The organism is Paenibacillus sp. JGP012 (assembly GCF_014203995.1).
GTDB lineage: Bacteria > Bacillota > Bacilli > Paenibacillales > Paenibacillaceae > Paenibacillus > Paenibacillus silvae.
On record NZ_JACHKG010000007.1, the window covers coordinates 200259 to 216600 of the forward strand.

Sequence of the window (16342 nt, forward strand, 5' to 3'; positions counted from 1 at the left end):
GTGTAATCATGCGCTCTATATTGGACAGGGTATAGAATACATGTTTTTTGGTAACCCTTTGCAAGTGAGGGGGAGGTTATACCATGAACATGAAAAAGTATGTTTCAAATGTGAATGAAAACAAGTTCATCATCATGTGCTGCTTTATCTTTGCTGGAATTTTGATGAGTTTCAATCAGGCCCAGGCCTATATATTTGAAGAGGAAAGTACGGTCCTGCATGTACAGCCAATTAAAACGGATGAAGATCACGAAGTGGCCCAAGGTGCAGCATTGGAGCGACCATCCAGGTTAGGCCAGGCTCAACCGCTGCATACGGACGAGGCCCAATTAACGACTTTAGCATACATGGCTTTGATGTGGTCGCCGCAGCCGATTGTGCTTCCAAAGCCCGAGCTTCAGGCGAAACGAGTGGTTGACCCGGTTGATCCGGGCATGCCAGTGCTTGCGCCGCGTTCGGAACAAATTTTGGGCACGAAAAAAGTGACTGCAACGGGGTATACAGCAGGTGTTGAATCAACTGGCAAAACACCGAAGCATCCTCAATACGGCATCACATATTCAGGTGTAAAGGTACGTCGGGACAAGGAAACGGTCTCTACTATCGCTGCTGATCCGAAGCTGTTTCCGATGGGCTCCATTTTGTATATTCCCGGTTACGGTTATGGAATTGTTGCAGATACCGGGTCGGCGATCAAAGGAAACAAAATTGATCTTTACTTTCCAACGACAAAGCAGGTATACAAAGAATGGGGCAAAAAGGATGTAGAGGTTCAAGTGATCAAGCAGGGCGGCGGGAAATGTACGGAGGAAATGCTTAAAGAGCTGTCCAAAGCCATTGATGTCTACAAAACCGTTCCGGATTCCTGGCTTGATAAGGCCATCTGATATGGAATGTGTTGCCTGAATAACAGCAAGCCGCTCTTCACATAATATTGACTGGGGACGAACCCCGCACTGCCATGTGCAGTGTAAATATGAAGAGAGAGGTGATTCGTTGTGGCTAAAAAATCACAAGGGTACCAAACGCCTAACGAGAAGTATGATGCTGAGTTTGGTCAGGAGAATGGAAGTGCTGCTTCTAAAGTGAAGCAAGCTGCTCAAAACAAAGTACAAGACAATTTCCAAACACCTGATGAAAAATATAATGCCGAGTTTGGTGTGGAAAACACAGGTCAAACGGGCCGTGCAGGCAAACTGAAAAAGTAAGTTTTGCCACTCATCTAATGGGATGCAGTGCAAAACGAATGATATTACGAAGTACAAAACATCTAATGGTATGAAATGCAAAATGGAGTCGGTATAACACCCTGGGGCAGCAGCTCCGGGGTGTTTCTATGTATTCTTTTCTTTATTGTGTATTCGAACAAATATTAATAATTATTTAACATAATGTTCCTCCAGGCTCGGTCTCGGGACTGAGACAACTTCCACCTGTCGGCGCTGTTAACATCATCTCGTCTGATGTACACTGGATTTATAATAACGACGAAGGAGAAATGAGTGATGAAACGATCTACGCTTGAACGCTGGTGGGTTGGCATACCTCTTATCGCTATTGGTGCAATGATCTTGCTCAAACAATTGGGATATGACATTGATGTAGGATATATTTTCAGAACATATTGGCCGGTATTCCTGATCTGGTGGGGAGTCAAAGGGTTGACGGAGATTCGGCGTCATGGTGGATATGCTGCTTTTGGGCCAGTAATCGTCTTGTCCATAGGGGGATTTTTCCTTGCACGCAATTTGGGTGTGATCGGATACTCGATCGGAGAATTCATTCGTTATCTGATCCCGATTCTGTTGATCGGTGGCGGTTTGTATGTATTGATCGGACCTGGGCAGCGTGACCGGAAACATCATGGAAAAGGAAGTATGACCCCGCCTTCACCGCCTGAGCAGCCATATCAGCCTTTGTCTGAGAAGGATTTGGAGATGCCTTCGTCATTTGACGAAGAGTTCGAGAAAACGTTTGGCAAGCCAAATCAGGAGTCCATTTCAGGCAAGCAGCAATCGTTTCATTCGGGTGAGCAGCAGAATGTAAACAGCGGTGGTAAGGATTCGTTTGACAAGCACTACAATACCCATTCGGGAGAACAGAAATATGGAGGTTTCGGTCACTCCCATAGCTATGGTTATCATGAAGATTACGGGACCAAAACATTTAATAAATCTACGTTTATTGGCGACTTTCATATGGGTAAGGAAGTATTCTCGCTGAAACCGATGAATATCTCCTCATTTATTGGGGACACGGTGATTGATTTAACCAAGGCGCAAATTGCTTATGGAGAGACCAAAATTGTCATTTCACATTTTATCGGTGATGTGAAGGTATTTGTTCCAGAGGATATGGATCTGGGCATCTCGTTAACAACGAATTCGTTTATCGGAGACATGAAGCTTCTGGATCACAAACGTGGCGGTTTTATGAGCAGCGCGCAGGAAGAAACTCCACATTATATGGAAGCTGGTAAAAAAGTGCGAATTATTGCCAGTGTGTTTATCGGTGACGTCAAAGTGAATAAGGTGGGTTAACACATGATTCGAACGATTCTCAAAGCGAATAAATGGGAACTGATGACGTATTTTGTGTTAACCGGGTTGATCACACTGGGCGGATTCTATCTGTTATATGGGGATGTGCTTGCAGGTACGAATCGCAATCGGGCATGGACCTTTATTGGAATTGTCGTTGCAGGCACGATTGTTACGGGATATATCGCGGCGCTTCGCCTGCAACGGAAAATTGATCTGCTCGATCTGAACATGCTTAAAGTGTCCAAAGGCAATATGGCCGTACGTATGCCGGAGGCTGATGATGCTTCATTTGGGCGGGTGTATCAGGAATTTAATGTGATGATGGAATCCATTGAAAATAAAATGAGATTGCTTCAGCGGCTGGGCGAGCAGGAAGTCATTGAGAAGGAGCAGGCTTCTGAACGTGCAGTGATCGAGGAACGCAAGCGAATGGCAAGAGACCTGCATGACACCGTCAGTCAGCAATTGTTCGCCATGCATATGTCGGCTTCATCGCTGCCGCGTCTGATGGAGATGAATCCTGAGCATGGACGCACTGTGCTGCACCAGTTAATTCAGATGTCTCATACTGCACAGCGTCAGATGCGCGGATTGATTGCCCAGCTTCGCCCGGTAGAACTGGAAGGGCGTGATCTGGCAGCTGCGCTGGACAGCTGGTTCCCTGACTACTGCCGGCAAAACGGACTTAAAGGTGTGAAAGAGCTGGAACTGGATGGCGGAGTCTCGGATGCCATTGAGCACCAGCTGTTTCTCATTATTCAGGAGGCTGTAGCGAATGTTGTCAAACATGCGGAAGCCGGACTGGTCAGCCTGGCGATTCGGGAATCTGAGCATCAGATCAGCATGAGCATCAGTGATGACGGGCATGGTTTCCTGCAGCAAACCGAACGTCCAGGGTCATACGGTTTGTCTACGATGCGGGAACGTGCGGAGAAGCTCGGCGGACAGGTACAGATTATATCCAAGCCTGGAGCCGGTACAACGGTACGGGTGCTCATCCCGAAATTTCAGAATGTGTCAGAGGGGGAAACGGAATGAACGGCAAAGTTAACGTAATGATTGTGGATGACCATGATATGGTTCGGATGGGTTTGAAAACATATCTGATGCTGGAGCCTGCTTTTCATGTGATGGCAGAAGCGGGGAATGGTCAGGACGCGCTGGAACAGCTTCGTCAGATGAAGGATACGGATAAGCCGGACCTGATTCTCATGGATCTGATGATGCCAGTCATGAATGGAGCTGAGGCGACTAAGGCCATCATGTCCGAATTTCCAGGTATGAAAATTGTGATGCTGACCAGTTTCCTAGAGGATGACCTTGTTGTTCAAGCGATTGAAGCAGGAGCGGTCAGTTATGTGCTGAAAACCGTCTCTGCCGAAGAACTGATCTACGCTCTTCAAGGTGCAAACAGGGGCATGCCGGTGATGACGGGAGATGTGTCACAGGCGTTGACGAGGGGAATCCGGCAGCGTACAGCAAGAGAAAGCGAATCTGGACTTACGGAACGGGAAAAGGAAGTGCTTCTGCTTGTTGCAGAGGGAAAAACCAATAAAGATATTGGAGAAGAGTTACATATCAGTATCAAAACCGTCAAAACTCATGTAAGCAACCTGCTGATGAAATGTGAAATGGATGATCGCACGCAGCTGGCCATCTATGCTCATCGACAGGGCTGGGTGAAGAAAAATAGCTGAAAATGCTGCTATGACGGGAAAAAACAGCAAATATTGCATGCTTTTATCTCCTTTTTAATTGTTTTTAAGGTGCGATTAAGGTTCAAAGTACAAAATAAGGACAGTTAAAGAATATCTCTTGCGAATAAGAGATTGGGAGGTAGAGAGGCATGGACGACCGTAATTATAGATCAAACCGACAAGATGAGGAAAAGGAAACAACACAAGCGGAGAATCGCAATTCTGCCGGAAATAATGATTCCTCTTATTATTATTCTTATGGACCGTTTCAGTCCGTGAATCAGGAAGATACAGCTGGCTCCGATGGGGCACGCCAAGAAGGAAATGTGGAGATTACCAGACCAGATCCGGTCAAGCCTGTTCCGACCTACTATAACAGCGGAGCTTCGGATCAGGCAGGCAGAATCTCTGGTGGCAGCGGTTCCGGGACTGGTGGCGGTCAGGGGAATGGCGGCAATAATGGTGGATGGAATTACAACAATCGCAGACCAAGGTCTTCTGTAAGATCCCTTCTGTTCTCATTTATTGCCGGTATGTTGGTCATCACGGTGCTGATGTACACAGCAGACAGAACGAACATGTTTACACCACAGGCCGCATTGACGAATAACGGAACAGAATCTGCTCAAGAAACACCAAGCAATACAGGTGGAGGTAACAATGTGACGGCGTCCTTGCTGCCAACAGGTAAAGAGGATGTATCCTCTGTGGTGAAACAGGCTAGTCCGGCTGTCGTGAAAATTGAAACGTTGGCAAAACAGTCCACACGTGGTTCCGGACAGGGTGGAGCCAATACCAATGATCCGCTGTATCAATACTTTTTTGGCGGCGGTAATGATAACGGGCTTGGTGGCAATCAAGGTCAGAGCGAGCAGCCTCAGGCCAGCAATCAACTTGTTCCGATGGGGATCGGTTCAGGATTCATTTTTGACAAAGACGGTTATATCCTGACCAATCAGCACGTTGTTCAGGGTGCAGACGTCATTCAGGTAACACTTGAGAACAACAGCAAGCCTTATGAAGCTAAACTTCTGGGCAGCAGCTTTGATCTGGACCTTGCGGTGCTGAAAATTGAGAAAAACAGCGGAGATAAAGACTTCCCGGTTGCGCCGCTGGGCAACTCAAACAATACCCAGGTTGGTGAATGGCTCGTAGCGATTGGTAACCCGGAAGGTTTTGAACATACTGTTACTGCGGGTGTTCTGAGTGCCAAAGAACGTACGATCAGCATTCCGGATCAAGAAACAGGAAAAACTCGTGAATACAGCCATCTGCTGCAAACAGATGCTTCGATCAACCCAGGTAACTCTGGTGGTCCATTGCTTAATCTGAATGGTGAAGTTATCGGCATGAACGTTGCTGTGAGTGCGGATGCACAGGGGATTGGTTTTGCAATACCATCCAGTGTGATCTCTGAAGCTGTGAAATATCTGAAAGAGAATAAGGATGTTCCCAAAGAACCTGTACCGTTCATTGGTGCTTCCCTTATGAATCTCACTCCAGAAGTAGCTAAACAAATGGGAACCAACATTACGGAAGGTTCGGTTGTTGCTAGCACGGTGTACCAATCGCCAGCCTATCAGTCTGATCTGAGACCATATGACATTATTACCGGCGTAAACGGTACTCCAAAAGCAACAAGCCAGGATCTGATTGACTTTATCAAGACTCAGAAAGTCGGCGGGGAAGTTACGCTGAATGTCGTTCGTGACGGCAAGAAGATTGATGTGAAGGTGAAAATTGGCAACAAGAACGATTTCAATACAACACAAACACAGCAGCAATAAGAGTGCATGATGCAAAAGAGCAAGCATAAGAACGGAAGGGTTTGACCGCCCTTCCGTTTTTTGCACTGTGCCCTTATTATAGCTTCGAACCACGCTTGAGATGGAGAAGGTGCGAATCAAGCCTGGGCCTGTTACAATGGGAATACAAACGTTAGGGTAAAGGAGAAAGACCATGCGCTCAACTATTTTGATTGTAGATGATGACGAAAAAATTGTGTCTATGCTACGCCGGGGGCTGGCATTTGAAGGATATGATGTACAGACAGCTTCCAACGGGGCAGAAGGCCTTAGCAAGCTGATGGACAAAGAACCCGATATTGTGGTGCTTGATGTGATGATGCCACAAATTGACGGCTTTGAAGTATGTCGCAGATTAAGGGAAGCTGGAAGCACAGTTCCGGTCTTGATGCTCACGGCCAAAGATGAGATTCAGAGCAGAGTCACGGGACTGGATACCGGCGCTGATGATTATTTGGTAAAACCGTTTGCGCTGGAAGAGCTGCTCGCTCGTGTCCGTGCTTTGCTGCGCCGCAAAGCCGATATCAGCAGTGTGGCCGATAACCGTCTGGTATATGAAGATATCATTCTGGATAATGATTCGCGTGAAGTGCTCCGGGATGGAAAACGTCTTGAGCTGACTGCAAAGGAATTCGAATTGCTGCATCTCTTTATGCAGAATCCTAGGCGAGTGTTGTCTCGAGATCTGATTATGGACAAAATCTGGGGATACGATTACAGCGGAGAATCCAACGTTCTGGAGGTCTACATCGCTATGCTGAGACAGAAGACGGAAGAGCATGGCGGTAAACGTGTTATTCAGACGATCCGGGGGGCCGGTTATATTTTGAGAGGTGACTCCTGACATGTCCATCCGGTTGAGACTAACCGCATGGTACTCTGGGATTCTGGCAGCCGTGCTGATTTTTTGGGGTGTCGTCATTTATGCGTTTGTATATTTTAATACGTACAATGAAGTAGAGCAGCAGCTGAGGGAAAAAAGTCTGAGGATCACTGAGCAGATCGGGTTTAATCCGTTATCACAGACTCTTGATCTTGATCCGTATGCAGAGAGTCAGCTGCAAGAGGCTCAGATTTATATTCAATTGGTCGATTACCGCACGGGATCATACAAGTCCTCGGGCAATCTGGAGAAAGCAGGAATCGTTTTCCCTATCGTCAATATCCATAATATTCGCGATGAAATTGGCATTTCCAAAGTTACAGTACACGGCATCCCTTTTCTGGTGAACCAGCAGGCTTTATCTCTTCAGGGGACCAATGAGATCAGAGGTTTGCTTCAGGTGGGTGCGAATGTCAGCTCACAGGAGCGCCTGTTGGAAGCGCTGCGGAACATTCTCGTCTTTGGCTGGCTGGTAGCCATGGCGCTTGCCATTACATCCGGTTTGATCCTGGCTCGCAAGTCGATGCGACCACTGGTTAATGTGATTGATGCAGCCAATCAGATTCAATCCGGTGATGATCTCAGCGTTCGTATTCAGTACAACGGGCCAAAGGATGAGATCGGACGTCTGATCGAGACGGTGAACAACATGCTGGAGCGTACTGAATTGTCTTTCCGTGGGCTGGAAGAGACAAATGCGGCACAGCGCCGTTTTGTATCAGATGCTTCTCATGAACTACGTACTCCACTGACAACGATTCGGGGAAATGTAGATTTCCTGAAAAAGCTGTGGGATCAAGAGGGCGGGGATCGCCCGAATCTGGATGAAGAAACGATCAAGCAGATGTCTCTGGAAGCCATTGAGGATATGGCTGATGAGGGCAAACGTATGAGCCGTCTGATCAGTGATATGTTGTCACTGGCGAGAGCGGATACAGGCCAGAAAATCGAGCTTAATCCGATTCCTTTGCAAATTCTGGTACAGGAAGTGGCGCGCAGAGCACAATTTCTGGATCGGCAAGCAGAATGGTCGCCAGGTGATCTGTCGATTCTGAACGGTATTTATGTGAACGGAAGCAAAGACTATTTGCAGCAGATGCTGTTTATTTTTATCGAGAATGCGTTTAAGTACACACCGGAGGGGTCTGTAACCCTGGATGCTGTCTTGTACAAAGGGCAGGTTGGACTGCGCATCAGCGATACAGGGATCGGCATGGAACGGGATCAGGTGCCGTTTATATTCGATCGCTTCTACCGTGCGGATGAATCCCGCGGGGCGACGCCGGGCATTGGACTCGGTTTATCCATTGCGAAATGGATCATCGAGGAGCATAACGGGTCTGTAGAAGTTGTGACAAGACGCGGCGAAGGAACAACGTTTATCATCTGGCTGCCGGTTGTCTTTGCCCCGCCTATTGAATAAAGGTATAATAGAAAAGACTGCAATTACAACGGCTGTACAGCCGGGAAAGAAAGCGGGTGGCAACCAAGTGGAAGTACTGCGAATTTCGCCGCGGGGATATTGTTACGGAGTTGTGGACGCCATGGTGCTGGCGCGTCAGGCTGCACGTAATCTGGATTTACCACGGCCGATTTATATATTGGGCATGATTGTGCATAACCAACATGTGACAGATTCTTTTGAAGATGAAGGTATCATTACCCTTGACGGTCCGAATCGGATGGAGATTCTGAATCAGGTGCAGAGCGGCACGATCATTTTCACAGCGCACGGGGTATCGCCGGAGGTGCGTAAGCTGGCTCGGGAGAAAGGTCTGACCACAGTGGATGCAACATGTCCTGATGTGACCAAAACACATGATCTGATTCGGGAGAAAACGGCCGAAGGATATGAGATTATTTACATCGGCAAGAAGAACCATCCAGAGCCAGAAGGGGCAATCGGTGTTGCGCCAGGCCATGTGCATCTGATCGAGAAGGAAGAGGAGATCGAAGGTCTTTGTGTGCCTGCGGGCAAAATTTTGATTACCAACCAGACAACGATGAGTCAATGGGATATCAAACATATAATGAGCCGGCTATTGGAGAAGTTCCCTGGTGCCGAGATTCATAATGAAATATGTCTTGCTACACAGGTACGTCAGGAGGCAGTTGCTGAACAAGCGGGTCAGTCTGATCTTGTGATTGTTGTAGGTGATCCGCGCAGTAATAACTCCAATCGTCTGGCACAGGTGTCAGAGGAGATTGCGGGTGTGACTGCATACCGTGTGTCGGATGTGTCCGAAATCCGGCAGGAGTGGCTGAAAGGTGTACAGAAAGTGGCTGTGACATCAGGAGCTTCAACACCAACACCAATTACGAAGGAAGTTATTCAGTACCTGGAGCAGTATGAGCATGATCAGCCGGAGACTTGGGAAATCAAGCGTACGGTAAACATGAGTAAACTATTGCCTCCGGTAAGAGAGAAAACTCGCACCACATAATCTCCAGATGAAATATCTGAAATAGATAAATATATAGACTAAAGAAACGGAAACATTCTGTTTTGTCATTCCTTTGTTGGATATGGCGAGCGGGATGTTTTTTTTTATACTCTGTGGAGACAAGAGCAGGTATGTTCATCCATGTTTCATCTTGACGAAGAGAAATAACTGTGATATATTTGCTTTAGTGATTAAAAGCTTAAAAGCGAACAAGCGTTTAAGCGCGACAGAGTTTGATCTGAATTTATATTCACAAATTAACACAACCAGACGAACGAAATACACACAGGTGCTCTTATAAAAGGAAGGATGGGAGAAATATGATCGTAATTGCAGGCAAGAATACTTCGGAGGATCAAATCCGGGATATCGTTAGTGTTATTGAAAAGGAAGGGCTTCAGGCACATGTCTCTCGCGGAGAGGATCGCACCATCATCGGTCTGATCGGTAAAGTGGAGCCGAAAATGCAGGAACATCTGCGCCAGATGAAGGGTGTAGAGAATGTGGTGAAGATTTCGAAATCGTACAAACTGGCAAGCCGTGACTTCCATCCGGAAGACACTGTCATCTCTATTAAAGGTGTGGATATCGGCGGCAAAGAGCTTGTCGTCATGGGCGGGCCTTGTGCCGTTGAGTCCGCAGCACAGATTGATGAGATCGCTGGACTTGTTAAAGCCGCGGGCGGACAGGTGCTTCGCGGAGGTGCCTTCAAACCACGCACAGGCCCTTACAGCTTCCAGGGAACAGGTGTAGAAGGTTTGATCATGATGGCTGAAGCAGGACAGAAGCATAACCTGCTGACAATCACAGAGGTGATGACACCGGAGTATGTAGATATCTGTGCGGAGTACGCGGATATTTTGCAGGTAGGGACACGGAACATGCAGAACTTTGATTTGCTGCGCAAGCTGGGCGAGTGTGGTAAACCTGTATTGCTGAAACGTGGATTCAGTGCGACATACGATGAGCTGCTTAATGCAGCAGAATACATTCTTGCAGGCGGTAATCCGAATGTAATGCTGTGTGAACGCGGTATCCGTACATTTGAGTCTTACACGCGGAATACGCTTGATCTGTCAGCAATCCCTGTATTGCAGTCTCTGAGCCATCTGCCAGTTATCTCTGACCCGAGCCATGGAACAGGCCGTCGCGAGCTGGTCGAGCCAATGACCAAAGCTTCGGTAGCTGCCGGAGCAAACGGTCTGATCATTGAGATGCATACCGATCCGGATAACTCTATGACTGGAGATGGGGTGCAATCCCTGTTCCCTGATCAGTTTGCCAACCTGCTGCAGGATCTGGAGAAATTAGCTCCGATTGTGGGCAAAACGTTTAACACAGCTAAACAGCCTGCTGACTTTTTCCCGGCACGTGTAGGGGTATAATTCAACTGCATAACGGAAAATAAGCCATTCAAACCGGACTTTTGCCTCGAATTGTTCTTTGTGAACAATTGAGGGAGATGTCCGGTTTTTCGTCTATTTTGCGCGGATGAACATATTTATTAACAAAGGTGATAAGAAACATTTATGATGTTACGTTTTTCCATCATTTAGGAGATTTTCGTGGTTACTTCACCGCATTAAACCAGTCAAATATAAACAAAAAACGTTGTTATATGAATTTATATGTATTCCAAAATGTAAGTATACCTAACATACCTGCAAAAAATACCTTACATAAGTATTGACGATGTCACATTTGAGATTTTATAATGACGACAGAAAAAAATTCGAATATATAGACATTTTCTTCGTGGGGTTGTTTAATGTTCGGAATATTTGGGAGGACGAATACATGTCGGTTGAAAACGTATTGAAATCAATTCAAGAGAACAACATCGAGTGGGTAGATTTTCGTTTTGTAGATTTGGCTGGTCGCGCGCATCACATCTCTTTGCCAGCTTCGGCTGTTGATGCAGACACGTTCGTAAATGGAGTAGCGTTTGATGGTTCTTCGATCCAAGGTTTCCGCGGTATTGAAGAGTCCGATATGGTTATGATGCCGGACCCTGAATCGACTTATGTCGATCCGTTCACTGCACACCCTACACTGAATGTTATGTGCGACATTTTCACACCGGATGGCGAGCGTTATGAGCGTGACCCGCGCAGCATCGCAGTGAAAGCTGAAGCTTTCCTGAAAGAAAGCGGCGTAGGTACTGCGGCGTTCTTCGCACCGGAATCCGAGTTCTTCATCTTCGACGATGTTCGTTATGAGAGCGGTACTAACAGCTCCTCTTATTATGTAGATTCCGAAGAAGCAGCATGGAACACCAACCGCAAAGAAGAAGGCGGCAACCTGGGCTTCAAAGTTCGCACAAAAGGCGGATATGTTCCGGTAGCACCAGTGGACACTCAACAAGATATTCGTAGTGAAATGTGCCGTTTGCTTGAAGAAGCCGGCTTGTCTATCGAGCGTCATCACCATGAAGTAGCAACAGCTGGTCAAGCTGAAATCAACTTCCGTTTTGATACGTTGAAGAAAACAGCAGATAACCTGCTTGTATACAAATACATCGTTCATAATACAGCACGTCAATATGGCAAAGTTGCAACGTTCATGCCAAAACCATTGTTTGGCGACAACGGTAGCGGAATGCACGTTCACCAATCCATCTTCGATGGTGACTCCCCATTGTTCTATGACAAAGGCGGATATGCAAACCTGAGCGAAATGGCTCTGCACTACATTGGCGGTATTCTGTACCACGCTCCGGCGCTGATCGCTTTGACAAACCCGAGTACAAACTCGTTCAAACGTCTTGTACCTGGTTATGAAGCACCAGTTAACTTGGTATACTCCAAAGGTAATCGTTCCGCAGCTGTACGTATCCCGGTTGCTGCTGTAACCCCTAAAGGCTGTCGTATCGAGTTCCGTACACCTGACTCCACAGCTAACCCATACCTGGCATTCTCTGCAATGCTGATGGCGGGTCTGGATGGAATCAAACGCAAAATCAACCCGACTGAGCTTGGATATGGTCCACTGGACAAAAATATCTATGACCTGTCTGATGCAGATAAAGAAAACATCCGCAGTGTACCAGCTTCCCTCGAAGAAGCATTGGATGCACTCGCAGCTGACCATGAGTTCTTGACTGAAGGCGACGTATTCACAAAAGAATTCATCGATAATTACATCAATCTCAAGCGCGATGAAGCTAAAGCTGTTGCAATCCGCATTCATCCGCACGAGTACAGCCTCTACTTCGACTGCTAATCGGTCGAGGTCGGAACCTGAGTGGTTCCAGCTCAAAGCCTCCGGGAGTTGCTCTCGGAGGCTTTTCCTTGAAGCAAACAGTGCAGTGCTTTAACTTTTTAGGGTGATAAAGGAATTCGATAGCCTGAAATGCGTTTTCAGTGCATATTTCCCTTGAAGCGGTCAGGGAATACTGATATCATAGCGATAATATTTACTTCATATGTCAGTTAAGGATGGAAAGGGCGGGGGATTTTTTGACAAAGAGAGCGTATAACTTTAATGCAGGACCAGCAGCATTGCCATTAGAAGTATTGGAGCGTGCCCAGGCGGAATTTGTAGATTTTCGTAATACAGGTATGTCGATTATGGAGATGTCTCACCGCGGAGCCGTGTACGAGTCTGTACATAATGAAGCGCAGGAGCGTCTGTTGTCGCTGTTAGGCAATCCTAAAGGATATAAAGTGCTCTTCCTGCAGGGCGGTGCAAGCACTCAGTTTGCGATGCTGCCGATGAATTTGCTCGGGGCGGGTCAGACAGCCAGTTACATCATGACAGGCAGCTGGGCTAAAAAGGCACTGTCTGAAGCGAAGCTGATTGGTGAGACGCAGATCGCTGCATCATCGGAAGCTGATAAATTTATGAAATTGCCGAATGTTTCGAACCTGGAATTGCCTGAGCGTACGGCTTACGTGCATATCACTTCCAACGAAACGATTGAAGGCACACAGTTCAAGTCGTTCCCTGATACGGGATCTGCACCGCTCATTGCAGACATGTCGAGTGATATTTTCTGCAAACCGTTTGACCTGAATCAGTTTGGCATGATCTATGCAGGCGCACAGAAAAACCTTGGACCTTCGGGCATTACGGTTGTAATCGCACGTGAGGAACTGGTAAGTGAGTCTCCAAAAACCATTCCAACGATGTTCCGTTACAGTACACATGTGGACAACAACTCCCTGTACAATACACCGCCATCCTTCTCGGTTTATATGGTGAACGAAGTGCTGAAATGGATTGAAGAGCAGGGCGGTCTGGCTGGTGTAGAGCAGAAGAACATCAAAAAAGCCGAGCTGCTCTACAATACAATTGATTCCTCCGGTGATTTCTACCGTGGCTGCGTTGTGCCAGAAGACCGCTCGTTAATGAACGTGACGTTCCGTCTTGCATCCGAGGAGCTGGAAAAGAAATTCATTAAAGCTTCTGAGCAGGAAGGTTTTGTTGGTCTGAAAGGGCATCGCAGTGTAGGCGGTCTTCGCGCTTCCATCTACAATGCTGCACCATATGAGAGCGTTAAGGCACTTACTGACTTTATGAACCACTTCCAGCAAACAAACGGATAGTTGCAAATGTAAGAAGACCAAAACTTACAGCAGTGAGCCTTCGAGAAGCGGTTCCACGGTTGAGCGGCTGCTGTTCCAATGCCTTCCACATTGACGTGTGGAAGGCTTTTCTTTAGAATTAAAGGATTGTTGTAATTACGAACCTGAACTAAAAAGGAGATCTAACACATATGGCATTACACATCGTTCTTGTTGAACCGGAGATTCCAGCTAACACAGGCAATATTTCGCGGACGTGTGCGGCAACGGGTACCCATCTGCATCTTGTTCGTCCATTGGGATTTCGGACAGATGATGCTACTCTTAAACGTGCCGGACTGGACTACTGGCATGCGGTTCATATTGAATACCATGATTCGTTTGCTGAGGTGCAAGAGAAGTATGCGGATGCGCGTTTTTTCTACGCAACAACGAAAGCGAAAAATCGATATAGCGATTTTGAGTTTCAAGATGGAGACTTTCTCGTATTTGGCAAAGAAACAAAAGGGCTTCCGCCTGAGTTAATTGCTGCAAATCCAGAGACTTGCATGAAAATGCCGATGACGGGAGACGTACGTTCGTTAAATCTTTCCAATTCGGCGGCAATTATTGTGTATGAGGCGCTGCGCCAGCTGGATTTTCCCGGTTTGGATTAGCAAAAATGAGCTGCAAAATGAGGTTAGAATTCGCTGAAAAAACATTTTTCAAAAAAAAGGACAAAAAATGTTTATTTCCAGCAGGATTCGACAAAATTTTGGCGAATCTATAGATATAGTACTAATGTACCTAGAAATTCAGAGTAAGATAGGAGAGGTGTGCCGTAGCTATGAAGCCAGCTGGAGTAGTTCGCAAAGTTGACCAATTGGGTAGGATCGTATTGCCTAAATCTTTGCGTAAAAGGTATCAAATGAATGAAGGAGATCCTGTAGAAATTCTAGTGCAAGGGGATCATATTATTCTGGAAAGATATCGCCCGAAATGTATTTTCTGCGGTTCGATGGAAGATGTCAATGACTTTAAAGAGCGTTACATATGCGCACAATGCTTGGAAGAAATGACTCAGCTATCATAAGAAAATCAGATACAAAAACGCCATTGAGCTCTGAAGCTCAATGGCGTTTTTGTATCTTGGTAAAATAAATCAGCAGATGAAATCGGCTCCTCCTCGATCACTTTGTCATCGTAGTAACCGTGTGATCAGCTCTATTTCAGTTTAATATAGGCAGAATTTGCGCCCAAACGGCATCCAGAATGCCTTGCATATTCTCTTCCTGGCTATTGATGCTGATGACTGCATCTTTGGAAGGCAGCATAATGCAGAATTGACCATAAGCTCCATCAGCACGATAAGCACCATGCGTGCACATCCAGAATTGATAACCATAGCCTTGTCCCCAATCTCCGTTTCCATTCCCGCTTGTATCAATTTGCTTCCGCGTAGCTGCTCTGATCCACTCGGCAGGAACAAGCTGCTGATTATTCCAGAGCCCTTCCTGAAGAATGAACTGACCGAATCGGCTTAATTCCTCATTAGTCAGCCATAGACCTGCACAACCGAGGGTCACGCCAAGAGGAGAAGTTTCCCACACAATATTATGCATACCGAGTGGTTCAAACAGTCGTGGAATGAGGTAATCTTTAACTGTTTGGCCGATTGCTGCCTGCAGCATGGCTGAAATCATAAATGTATCACCGCTGCTATATGTAAAATGCGCTCCAGGCATTCTATCAAGTGATAGAGACATGTAATGTTTCGCCCAGTCTTTTTCCTGCAAGGAAGCTCGTTCGTCTGCCCAGAGCGGGGGGGAATCATGGCCTGAAGACATGCGCAGAAGATCCCGCAGTGTAATCTCTCGCGGGGAAGGAAGCTGTGAAGAGCTGCATTGTACTTGATCATAAGGGAAGTAATCGCCCAGCTTTGCGTCCAGATGAATAAGACCTTCCTGAACGGCCAGACCGACTGCCATGCAGGTGAAGGATTTGCTGACAGAATGCTGTACACGGCGGCGATCGGTATCCTGATGCCATTCGTCCAAGAGCTGTCCATGCTGCAGTACACGTACAGAATGAACCTGAAGCTGCTGCGTTGTAATGGTGTCTATAAAGCCTTTCAGTTGTTCAGACATGATACCCTCCTGATTTAAGGATAAATCCGATTTGTTTCCATCAAAAATGCATTTGATTTTAATCTAGTGAAACGTTTCCGTAATCTGATCACAAAATTAGAACTCATGTTAGTACAAACTTGCTTCAATGTCAATTCAGGTGCAAAAATGAATGGTTAAACTTTAACATGCTCACAATAAAAGTGTCTTTTGGATCAAAATTGAAGCTGTTAAGTCACTGTTTTGATAAAATAACGCGAAAAATGTAAAAAGGTTATTGACAGGATTTACTCATCGGGATTATGATTTATTCGAAACGATTCGAAGAAATCGCTTCCA

The 16342-nt window shown here is 46.4% G+C and carries 15 protein-coding genes; 14 read left to right on the plus strand and 1 reads right to left on the minus strand.

What is annotated here, in order from left to right; genetic code table 11:
* The first annotated feature begins 347 nt into the window (after positions 1-347).
* The 14 genes from HNR77_RS30630 (at position 348) to HNR77_RS12010 (ending at position 14970) form a co-directional block, all read left to right on the plus strand.
* Positions 348-887 carry a 3D domain-containing protein gene (locus HNR77_RS30630; RefSeq protein ID WP_184184245.1) on the plus strand — a complete coding sequence of 180 codons (540 nt, stop codon included), beginning with the start codon at positions 348-350 and terminating at the stop codon, positions 885-887.
* A 111-nt stretch (positions 888-998) separates the two neighbouring features.
* The gene (locus tag HNR77_RS11950; RefSeq protein WP_184184140.1) at positions 999-1208 is read left to right on the plus strand and encodes a hypothetical protein; all 210 of its coding nucleotides are present in this window, start codon (positions 999-1001) and stop codon (positions 1206-1208) included.
* A gap of 297 nt (positions 1209-1505) precedes the next feature.
* The gene (liaF, locus tag HNR77_RS11955; RefSeq protein WP_184184143.1) at positions 1506-2540 is read left to right on the plus strand and encodes a cell wall-active antibiotics response protein LiaF; all 1035 of its coding nucleotides are present in this window, start codon (positions 1506-1508) and stop codon (positions 2538-2540) included.
* A 3-nt stretch (positions 2541-2543) separates the two neighbouring features.
* Positions 2544-3581 carry a sensor histidine kinase gene (locus HNR77_RS11960; RefSeq protein ID WP_184184146.1) on the plus strand — a complete coding sequence of 346 codons (1038 nt, stop codon included), beginning with the start codon at positions 2544-2546 and terminating at the stop codon, positions 3579-3581.
* Positions 3578-4240, plus strand: a complete 663-nt coding sequence (locus tag HNR77_RS11965; protein WP_184184150.1) for a response regulator — start codon at positions 3578-3580, stop codon at positions 4238-4240. Before HNR77_RS11960 ends, HNR77_RS11965 begins: the two co-directional genes overlap by 4 nt.
* 149 nt (positions 4241-4389) lie before the next feature.
* On the plus strand, positions 4390-6027 hold the full coding sequence (locus tag HNR77_RS11970; protein WP_184184153.1) for a S1C family serine protease: 1638 nt from the start codon (positions 4390-4392) through the stop codon (positions 6025-6027).
* 172 nt (positions 6028-6199) lie between these two features.
* Positions 6200-6889, plus strand: coding sequence for a response regulator transcription factor (locus tag HNR77_RS11975; protein ID WP_184184156.1), 690 nt, complete (start codon positions 6200-6202; stop codon positions 6887-6889).
* 1 nt (position 6890) lies between these two features.
* Positions 6891-8351: a sensor histidine kinase gene (locus tag HNR77_RS11980; RefSeq protein WP_184184159.1), complete on the plus strand. Its 1461-nt coding sequence runs from the start codon at positions 6891-6893 to the stop codon at positions 8349-8351.
* A 67-nt stretch (positions 8352-8418) separates the two neighbouring features.
* Positions 8419-9372, plus strand: coding sequence for a 4-hydroxy-3-methylbut-2-enyl diphosphate reductase (locus HNR77_RS11985; RefSeq protein ID WP_184184248.1), 954 nt, complete (start codon positions 8419-8421; stop codon positions 9370-9372).
* Positions 9373-9692: 320 nt separating this feature from the next.
* Complete coding sequence (gene aroF / locus HNR77_RS11990) at positions 9693-10757, plus strand: 3-deoxy-7-phosphoheptulonate synthase (protein WP_111272448.1); 1065 nt, start codon at positions 9693-9695, stop codon at positions 10755-10757.
* A gap of 412 nt (positions 10758-11169) precedes the next feature.
* The gene (gene glnA, locus HNR77_RS11995) at positions 11170-12594 is read left to right on the plus strand and encodes a type I glutamate--ammonia ligase (protein ID WP_111272309.1); all 1425 of its coding nucleotides are present in this window, start codon (positions 11170-11172) and stop codon (positions 12592-12594) included.
* Positions 12595-12830: 236 nt separating this feature from the next.
* A complete protein-coding gene (gene serC / locus HNR77_RS12000; RefSeq protein ID WP_260410524.1) occupies positions 12831-13919 on the plus strand; it encodes a 3-phosphoserine/phosphohydroxythreonine transaminase in 1089 nt (362 codons plus the stop codon).
* A gap of 170 nt (positions 13920-14089) precedes the next feature.
* Positions 14090-14554, plus strand: a complete 465-nt coding sequence (gene trmL / locus HNR77_RS12005; RefSeq protein WP_184184165.1) for a tRNA (uridine(34)/cytosine(34)/5-carboxymethylaminomethyluridine(34)-2'-O)-methyltransferase TrmL — start codon at positions 14090-14092, stop codon at positions 14552-14554.
* A 170-nt stretch (positions 14555-14724) separates the two neighbouring features.
* Positions 14725-14970 (plus strand): AbrB/MazE/SpoVT family DNA-binding domain-containing protein, encoded by a 246-nt coding sequence (locus HNR77_RS12010; protein ID WP_090919903.1) that lies wholly within the window; start codon positions 14725-14727, stop codon positions 14968-14970.
* A gap of 136 nt (positions 14971-15106) precedes the next feature.
* Here HNR77_RS12010 and HNR77_RS12015 read toward each other — a convergent pair whose 3' ends face one another.
* The gene (locus HNR77_RS12015; RefSeq protein WP_184184168.1) at positions 15107-16024 is read right to left on the minus strand and encodes a serine hydrolase domain-containing protein; all 918 of its coding nucleotides are present in this window, start codon (positions 16022-16024) and stop codon (positions 15107-15109) included.
* Between the last annotated feature and the right edge of the window lie 318 nt (positions 16025-16342).

Coding starts and splice junctions, on each gene's coding strand:
- HNR77_RS30630 (WP_184184245.1), top strand. CDS start 348: ATGGCTTTGATGTGGTCGCCGCAGCCGATTGTGCTTCCAAAGCCCGAG.
- liaF (WP_184184143.1), top strand. CDS start 1,506: ATGAAACGATCTACGCTTGAACGCTGGTGGGTTGGCATACCTCTTATC.
- HNR77_RS11960 (WP_184184146.1), top strand. CDS start 2,544: ATGATTCGAACGATTCTCAAAGCGAATAAATGGGAACTGATGACGTAT.
- HNR77_RS11965 (WP_184184150.1), top strand. CDS start 3,578: ATGAACGGCAAAGTTAACGTAATGATTGTGGATGACCATGATATGGTT.
- HNR77_RS11970 (WP_184184153.1), top strand. CDS start 4,390: ATGGACGACCGTAATTATAGATCAAACCGACAAGATGAGGAAAAGGAA.
- HNR77_RS11975 (WP_184184156.1), top strand. CDS start 6,200: ATGCGCTCAACTATTTTGATTGTAGATGATGACGAAAAAATTGTGTCT.
- HNR77_RS11980 (WP_184184159.1), top strand. CDS start 6,891: ATGTCCATCCGGTTGAGACTAACCGCATGGTACTCTGGGATTCTGGCA.
- aroF (WP_111272448.1), top strand. CDS start 9,693: ATGATCGTAATTGCAGGCAAGAATACTTCGGAGGATCAAATCCGGGAT.
- glnA (WP_111272309.1), top strand. CDS start 11,170: ATGTCGGTTGAAAACGTATTGAAATCAATTCAAGAGAACAACATCGAG.
- trmL (WP_184184165.1), top strand. CDS start 14,090: ATGGCATTACACATCGTTCTTGTTGAACCGGAGATTCCAGCTAACACA.
- HNR77_RS12010 (WP_090919903.1), top strand. CDS start 14,725: ATGAAGCCAGCTGGAGTAGTTCGCAAAGTTGACCAATTGGGTAGGATC.
- HNR77_RS12015 (WP_184184168.1), bottom strand. CDS start 16,024: ATGTCTGAACAACTGAAAGGCTTTATAGACACCATTACAACGCAGCAG.